The organism is Marinobacter sp., from assembly GCF_035268745.1.
GTDB lineage: Bacteria > Pseudomonadota > Gammaproteobacteria > Pseudomonadales > Oleiphilaceae > Marinobacter.
This window is the reverse complement of sequence record NZ_DATFKH010000005.1, coordinates 1-8,228: the sequence shown is the minus strand read 5'-3', so window position 1 is coordinate 8,228 and position 8,228 is coordinate 1. Positions and strand designations below refer to the sequence as shown.

The following is an 8,228-nucleotide window of genomic DNA, read 5'->3' as shown; positions in this document are numbered from 1 at the left end:
GCGCGCAGGAACAGAGGATAAAAAGCTCATGAGAATCGACAAACTCACCAGTAAGCTGCAGACCGCCTTGGCCGATGCCCAGTCGATTGCTGTCGGCAAGGATCACAATTTCATTGAGCCAGTGCATCTGATGCAGGCCCTGATGGATCAGCAGAGCAGCTCAATCAAGCCGCTGCTCAAGCAGGCCGGTGCCGAGCCGGGGCGAGTGCGCCAGGCAATTGCAAGTGAAATCGAGAATCTTCCGGAAGTGCAGGGCTCAGCCGGCGACGTCTCCATGTCTAACGATATGGGGCGACTGTTCAATGTGGCAGACAAACATGCCCAGAAACGGGGTGACCAGTACGTCTCCAGCGAGCTGATGTTGCTTGCCGCACTGGAAGACCGCGGATCGCTGGGTCGTGTGCTGCGGGAGCAGGGGGTTGACAAGGCCGCGCTGGAAAAGGCGATTGATGAGGTGCGCGGCGGCGAGGCTGTCAATGACGCCTCCGCCGAAGAAAATCGCCAGGCCCTGGACAAGTACACCATCGATCTGACCGAACGCGCCGAGGCTGGCAAACTGGACCCGGTGATTGGCCGTGATGATGAAATTCGCCGCACCATCCAGGTATTGCAACGTCGCCGCAAGAACAACCCGGTGCTGATCGGTGAGCCGGGGGTCGGCAAGACCGCCATTGTCGAAGGCCTTGCCCAGCGAATTGTAAACGGCGAAGTACCCGAGGGCCTCAAGAACAAGCGCGTGCTGTCTCTGGATATGGGGTCACTCATCGCCGGTGCCAAATTCCGCGGTGATTTCGAGGAGCGCCTGAAAGCGGTACTGAGCGAGCTCTCGAAACAGGAAGGCCAGATCATCCTTTTCATTGACGAAATTCACACCGTCGTCGGTGCCGGCAAGGCCGAAGGCTCCATGGATGCCGGCAATATGCTCAAGCCGGCACTGGCCCGTGGCGAACTCCACTGCGTTGGCGCCACGACGCTTGATGAGTACCGTGAGAACATTGAAAAAGATGCCGCACTTGAGCGCCGTTTCCAGAAAGTACTGGTGACTGAGCCCAACGAGGAAGACACCATTGCCATTCTGCGGGGTCTCAAGGAGCGCTACGAAGTTCACCATGGTGTGGAAGTGACGGACGGTGCCATTATTGCAGCGGCCAAGCTGTCTCACCGCTACATCGCCGACCGTCAGTTGCCGGACAAGGCCATCGACCTTGTGGACGAGGCGGCCAGTCAGATCCGCATGGAAATGGACTCCAAGCCGGAAGCTCTGGATCGCCTCGAGCGCCGCCTGATCCAGCTGAAAATCGAACGTGAAGCACTGAAAAAAGAGACGGATGCCGCGTCCAAGAAGCGGCTCTCCGAGCTGTCAGATGTGATCAGTGGCGTCGAGCGAGAGTATGCCGATCTTGAAGAAGTGTGGAATACCGAAAAAGCGGCGCTCCACGGCTCGCAGAGAATCAAGAGCAGGCTGGAACAGGCCCGCATTGACCTGGAAAACGCCCGCCGGGCCGGGGATCTGGGCAAGATGTCGGAGCTTCAATATGGCCAGATTCCGGAACTGGAGCGCCAGCTGGACATGGCTGGCCAGGCCGAAATGATGGAGATGACGCTGCTTCGTAACCGGGTGACGGATGAGGAAATTGCCGAAATTGTGTCCAAGTGGACCGGCATCCCGGTATCCAAGATGCTCGAGGGCGAGCGGGACAAGCTGATGCGGATGGAGGAAGCTCTCCATGCCCGGGTCATTGGCCAGGAAGAGGCGGTGGAGGCAGTTTCCAATGCGGTTCGCCGTTCCCGCGCCGGGCTTTCAGACCCGCACCGGCCCAACGGTTCGTTTCTGTTCCTTGGTCCGACCGGCGTCGGCAAGACCGAGCTCTGTAAGGCGCTGGCAACCTTCCTGTTCGACACCGAAGAGGCCATGGTGCGGATTGATATGTCCGAATTCATGGAGAAGCACTCCGTCGCCCGGCTGATTGGCGCGCCTCCCGGCTATGTCGGCTATGAAGAAGGTGGCTATCTGACCGAAGCGGTCCGGCGCCGGCCTTATTCCGTTCTGCTGCTCGATGAGGTGGAGAAGGCCCATCCGGATGTTTTCAACATTCTGCTGCAGGTACTGGAGGATGGAAGGCTCACTGACGGCCAGGGACGCACGGTGGATTTCCGCAACACTGTCATTGTGATGACCTCCAACCTTGGCTCGGACATCATCCAGCAGAAGGCGGGTGAAGAAAACTATGAGTCCATGAAAGCGGATGTCATGGAAGTAGTGGGCACTCACTTCCGGCCCGAGTTTATCAACCGTGTCGACGAAGTGGTGGTCTTCCATCCGTTGGCTGAAAGCCAGATTCGGGGTATTGCAAAAATCCAGATCGGGATTCTGAGCAAGCGCCTGAAAGAGCAGGAAATGAGGCTGGAGCTGGATGACACGGCCATGGAATTGCTGGCCGAGGTAGGTTACGACCCGGTTTACGGGGCGCGGCCACTGAAGCGGGCTATCCAGCGGATGATTGAAAACCCGCTTGCGCAGAAGTTGCTGCAGGGAGAATTTGTGTCGGGTGACATCATCAGGGGCGAGGTGAAGGACCACACCCTGGTGTTTCGCAAGCAGTAATGCGCGCACTGGAACAGAAGGCGGGGCCGGCAAGGCCCCGCTTTTGCAATGAGCGTATTTACTGTTCGCTGTCAGCGTCGCAGTTATTCTCGGCGATTTCCTCAAATTGCGCTCGTTTTTCGGCGATCTCCTCCGGAGTCAGGTAGCGCTCTTCGCCATTTTCTTCCATTTTTATCCGGCTACCGCTGCGTATCAGACTGAGGTTGTTTCTGGCAGTTTCGCAGTTGGCTGCACGCTGTTTCTGTCGCGCTTCCTCGACGGCACTGACCTGTCTGCTCTGAGCGTTTTCAGCCTGCTGTTCATTCATCTGCTGAACCCTCTGCTGGGGGCTCATTGGGCCGGAAGCGTCTGAGCCTGAAGGCCTTCCGGTGCGAATACTGATCGATTCGGCCTGTTTTCCGGTTGGTTGTCGGTCCCCGAAATGGGGCACCCCGTCTTCATCCGTCCATTTATAGACTGACTGTTGTGCGGTGGCGAAAACCGGAATTGCCATGATGCATACTGCGAGAGTGAGGATTTGTTTATTCATGCCTGTTCTCTTGTGCATAGGCCTGTTCTGTATGGGCCTGTTTAAATTTTGGCTCTGTGATTGCGCTCCCCGGACCGGAGTATTTCTAAGCCTAAAGCGATCCTGCCATTTGTAAAGACAACTTTCTTTTGTCTAGTTCAAATTCCGGTCAGAAAGCTGTTAATCCCGACCCTGGTGAAAAGTACGGCAGACCTTTGTCGCTCTGAGCCATAGAATCCTGTGGTTGCTATTGACAGGGAGTTTAGCGCTGTCAAAATTACGTGCTGCCTGAAGACCGGGGTCATTACGGCCGGGAATCCCGCGCCGGTGTCCCCCGTCAGCAACCACACTGAACGCCCCGCGAATTCAGTCGCGGACTGGTCGTTCTCCGAAACCCTCAGGAGGGCGGCTGGCCAAGAGACAACCTCTTTGTACCAGTGTGGCAGAAAATCCGTTCCGGCTTCCAAAAGAAGCTCCGGGTCCGGACCACCAGGCACCTGGTCGGGTGCATCCCGGCTCATTCACTTAATGAAGAGGGTAGAACATCGTGGAGTTATTGTCTGGCGCTGATATGCTGATTCGGTCCCTGCAGGATGAGGGCATCGAGTACATATACGGCTATCCCGGTGGCGCAGCACTGCATATTTATGATGCGCTATTCAGGCAGGATAAGGTCAAGCACATTCTGGTCCGGCACGAGCAGGCCGCCGTCCACATGGCTGACGGCTATGCGCGCGCATCCGGAAAACCCGGCACCGTACTGGTCACCTCTGGTCCCGGTGCCACCAACACCATCACTGGCATTGCCACGGCGTTCATGGATTCAATCCCCATGGTCGTGCTTTGTGGCCAGGTGGCATCAACGCTGATTGGTGAAGACGCTTTCCAGGAAACCGACATGATCGGGGTCTCCCGGCCAGTGGTTAAGCACAACCTCAGCGTCCGTCACCCGGAAGACATACCCGGCATTATCCGCAAGGCCTACTACCTTGCAGCGACTGGTCGTCCGGGGCCGGTCGTTGTCGATATTCCCAAGGATATGACCACGCCCAACGAACGCTTCGAGTACACCTTTCCGAAGAAAGTGAAGTTGCGCTCCTACAATCCGGCGATTCGCGGACATGCCGGCCAGATCAAGAAAGCAGTCGACATGCTGATGTCCGCCAAGCGGCCGATGATCTATGCCGGTGGCGGTGTAATTCTGGGCAAGGCTTCGGATCAACTGACCGAGCTGGTCAGAATGCTCGGGTATCCGATCACCAACACGATCATGGGAATCGGCTGCTACCCTGCTTCTGACAAGCAGCATCTTGGCTGGCTGGGTATGCATGGCACCTACGAGTCGAACATGGCCATGCACCATGCGGATCTTATTCTCTGTGTGGGTGCCCGCTTTGATGACCGGGTCACCAATGCCACCGAAAAGTTCTGTCCCGGTGCGCGAATTGTTCATATCGATATTGATCCCGCGTCTATTTCCAAAACTATCGACGCCGACGTGCCCATCGTCGGACCAGTGGATTCCGTGCTCAGGGAAATGATCACTCTGGTCAGGGAAAGCAGCGACAAGCCGGACGCCGATGCTATCGCAGCCTGGTGGAAGCAGATTGAGGAGTGGCGCGCATTCCACGGTATGCGCTACGAAACCAGCGATGACGTCATCAAGCCGCAGGAAGTCATTGAAATTCTCTGGCGCCTGACCAAAGGCGAAGCCTATGTGACGACCGACGTGGGCCAGCACCAGATGTTTGCCGCCCAGTACTACAAATTCGATCGGCCGAACCGCTGGATCAATTCCGGCGGCCTCGGAACCATGGGTTTCGGCTTCCCGGCAGCAATGGGTATCAAACTCAATTATCCGGACGACGAGGTGCTGTGTATTACCGGTGAGGGCAGCATCCAGATGAACATTCAGGAACTGTCCACCTGCAACCAGTACAAGCTTCCGGTCAAGATTATCAACCTGAACAATCAGGCGCTGGGCATGGTGAAGCAGTGGCAGGATATGAACTATGAATCACGTCATGCCGAATCTTATATGGGTTCCCTGCCGGATTTTGTCAAGCTGGCGGAAGCCTATGGTCACGTTGGCGTAAAGATTGACAGGAAAGAGGATCTGGAGTCGAAACTCAGGGAAGTGCTCGCCATGAAAGACCAACTGGTGTTTGTCGATGTTCAGGTCGACCGCTTCGAGCATGTGTACCCCATGCAGGTGGCCCGTGGTTCGATGAAAGACATGTGGCTCAGCAAGACGGAGAGGGTCTGATCATGCGTCGAATCATATCCGTTCTGCTGGAAAACGAGCCCGGTGCTCTTTCGCGGGTTGTGGGTCTGTTTTCCCAGCGTAACTACAACATCGAAACTCTGACCGTTGCTCCGACAGAAGATGAAACCCTGTCGCGGCTGACGGTCACAACTTCAGGTTCCGACCGGGTGATCGAGCAGATTACCAAGCAGCTCAACAAGCTGATTGAGGTGGTAAAGCTGGTCGACCTGACAGAGGGTGCCCACATTGAAAGAGAATTGATGCTGGTCAAGCTCAAGGCAACCGGCTCCCAGCGTGCTGAAATAAAGCGTACTGTTGATATTTTTCGCGGCCAGATTGTCGACGTGACAAGCTCTGTCTATACGGTCCAGTTGGCGGGCAACAGTGAAAAGCTCGATGGTTTTATTCAGGCGGTGGGTACATCCGGCGTACTGGAAGTTGTGCGTTCAGGGGTGTCGGGTATTGCCCGGGGCGAGAAAGTGCTGAGCCTTTAACGGGCACCAACAGGTTTCTGTACAATCGCGGCCGATTATAGGTCCAAACAATACACAGGGGTTTTTATGCAGGTTTACTACGATAAGGATTGCGATCTTTCCATCATCCAGGGCAAGAAAGTTGCGATTATTGGTTTTGGTTCCCAGGGGCACGCCCATGCCTGCAACCTGAATGAGTCCGGTGTTGATGTAACCGTGGGGCTGCGTCCGGGATCATCCTCTGTTGCGAAGGCTGAAGCCTATGGCCTGAAAACCGATGACGTTCCCGGCGCGGTTGCCGCCGCCGATATTGTCATGGTGCTGACTCCGGACGAGTTCCAGTCCCAGCTTTACGCGGCCGAAATCGAGCCTAATCTGAAGCAGGGTGCTACCCTTGCGTTTGCCCACGGGTTTTCAATCCATTACAACCAGATTGAACCACGCAAGGATCTGGATGTCATCATGATCGCGCCGAAGGCGCCGGGCCACACGGTTCGCACCGAGTTTACCCGCGGCGGTGGTGTTCCTGATCTGATCGCCATCTTCCAGGATGCATCCGGATCGGCGAAAAACGTTGCGCTTTCGTACGCCAGCGGCATTGGTGGCGGTCGCTCGGGTATCATCGAAACGACTTTCCAGGATGAGACCGAAACTGATCTGTTCGGCGAACAGGCTGTGCTTTGTGGTGGTACCGTTGAGCTTGTCAAAGCGGCATTTGAAACTCTGGTAGATGCCGGGTACGAGCCCGATATGGCTTACTTCGAATGTCTGCACGAGCTCAAGCTGATCGTCGATCTGATGTACGAAGGCGGCATCGCCAACATGAACTACTCCATTTCCAATAACGCGGAATTTGGTGAGTACATGACTGGTCCGGAAATCATCAACGAGCAGTCCCGCGAGGCCATGCGCAATGCACTGAAGCGCATCCAGAGCGGTGAGTACGCCAAAATGTTTATTCAGGAAGGCAGCAGCAACTATCCTTCCATGACGGCGCGCCGTCGCATGAACTCTGAGCACCAGATTGAAATTGTTGGCGAAAAACTGCGCTCGATGATGCCCTGGATTTCCGCAAACAAGATTGTGGATAAAGAGAAAAACTAGGTTTATCGACGGAAGCGGATAACGGAACGCGGCCCTTGTGGCCGCGTTTTTCGTATATACTTCGCACAAATTCTATCCGGAGTGACAAAGGATGAGTGAAAAAGAATCACAAACCAATTCCGAGTCGGAATCCGTGTCCGGTCGTGCCAATGAGATCCATGCTGAGCCGGGTGAGGTTGTTGAGGAAGAGCTGGTAGAAGGTGCTCCGGTTCGCCGTAAAGGAATTTATCTCCTGCCGAATGCACTGACAACAGCGTCGCTATTTTCCGGATTTTACGCGATCGTCTCGGCGGCCAATGGCGTCTTCGATAATGCCGCTATCGCCATTTTTATTTCCATGATTCTTGACGGGCTGGATGGACGGGTTGCCCGGTTGACCAATACCCAGAGCAAGTTTGGCGAAGAGTACGACAGCCTTGCAGATATGGTGGCTTTTGGGGTGGCACCGGGACTGGTCGCATTTTTCTGGTCGCTGAACAATCTCGGTCAGTTTGGCTGGGCGATTACTTTCATCTTCCTTGCGGGTGCCGCATTGCGGCTGGCACGGTTCAATACCCAGATCGGGTCTGTTGATAAAAGATTTTTCGTGGGTCTGGCCAGTCCTGCAGCAGCAGCCTGTGTGGCAGGCTTGGTCTGGTGTTTTCATGAGTACCAGCCAGCGATCTGGCTGACCGCAATGACGATCGTGGTTGTCGGCGGCTGTGGTTTGCTGATGGTCAGCAACGTCCTCTATAAGAGTTTCAAGGATCTGGATCTACGTGGTCGTGTCCCGTTTGCCGCGATCCTGCTGGTGGTGCTGAGCCTGGTTATTGTGGCGCTTGATCCGGCAACAGTGTTGTTCGCGGGCTTTCTGGCTTATGCACTCTCCGGCCCTGCGTTCGCGTTACTCCGCCGGTCCCGTAAGACGACCCAGCCCGGGCATGAAAAATAGCCGGGTTGCTCATGCTGCGATCAGCGCAACGGAGTGAGTCGAGTCAGCAAAAGCTGAATGGATTGATGTCGTTGACACGGTTTCCGTGGTCTGTAGAATGCGCGTTCCTCAGGCCGGGCGTGTTTCTTGAAGCATGCAAGCGGAAGGAAACCGCTGATTGGCGGGGATCACCGTCAGGGATTGTTCCCGGGCGCAAAAAACGGTTGACAGGCAGGCGATTCGCTGTAGAATACGCGGCCTTGATCAGGGAACGAGTTTTCCCTGACTGCTCTTTAAAAAGTTGACCAAGTAATTCGTGTGGGCGCTGGCCGGGGTATTTCGGATACGAAATATCAGGACAG

At 55.6% G+C, this 8,228-nt stretch carries 7 protein-coding genes; 5 read left to right on the top strand and 2 right to left on the bottom strand.

The window, feature by feature from the left end; translation table 11 throughout:
• The first annotated feature begins 28 nt into the window (after window positions 1-28).
• Entirely contained in the window at window positions 29-2,605 is a 2,577-nt protein-coding gene (gene clpB, locus VJ956_RS00520; RefSeq protein ID WP_324080501.1) for an ATP-dependent chaperone ClpB, read from the top strand.
• 58 nt (window positions 2,606-2,663) lie between these two features.
• On the opposite strand, the gene VJ956_RS00515 is transcribed toward clpB, so the two are convergent.
• On the bottom strand, window positions 2,664-3,134 hold the full coding sequence (locus VJ956_RS00515) for a DUF4124 domain-containing protein (RefSeq protein ID WP_324080499.1): 471 nt from the start codon (window positions 3,132-3,134) through the stop codon (window positions 2,664-2,666).
• A gap of 526 nt (window positions 3,135-3,660) precedes the next feature.
• Here VJ956_RS00515 and VJ956_RS00510 point away from each other — a divergent pair.
• The 4 genes from VJ956_RS00510 (at window position 3,661) to pssA (ending at window position 7,887) form a co-directional block, all read left to right on the top strand.
• The gene (locus VJ956_RS00510) at window positions 3,661-5,379 is read left to right on the top strand and encodes an acetolactate synthase 3 large subunit (RefSeq protein WP_324080498.1); all 1,719 of its coding nucleotides are present in this window, start codon (window positions 3,661-3,663) and stop codon (window positions 5,377-5,379) included.
• A 2-nt stretch (window positions 5,380-5,381) separates the two neighbouring features.
• On the top strand, window positions 5,382-5,873 hold the full coding sequence (gene ilvN / locus VJ956_RS00505) for an acetolactate synthase small subunit (RefSeq protein WP_324080497.1): 492 nt from the start codon (window positions 5,382-5,384) through the stop codon (window positions 5,871-5,873).
• Window positions 5,874-5,939: 66 nt separating this feature from the next.
• Window positions 5,940-6,956, top strand: a complete 1,017-nt coding sequence (ilvC, locus tag VJ956_RS00500) for a ketol-acid reductoisomerase (protein ID WP_324080496.1) — start codon at window positions 5,940-5,942, stop codon at window positions 6,954-6,956.
• Window positions 6,957-7,047: 91 nt separating this feature from the next.
• Entirely contained in the window at window positions 7,048-7,887 is an 840-nt protein-coding gene (pssA, locus tag VJ956_RS00495; protein ID WP_324080495.1) for a CDP-diacylglycerol--serine O-phosphatidyltransferase, read from the top strand.
• Between the two features lie 43 nt (window positions 7,888-7,930).
• Here the strand turns inward: pssA and VJ956_RS00490 are convergent.
• Window positions 7,931-8,228, bottom strand: a 298-nt coding sequence (locus VJ956_RS00490; protein WP_324080494.1) for a hypothetical protein, incomplete at its 5' end; no start/stop codon positions are given.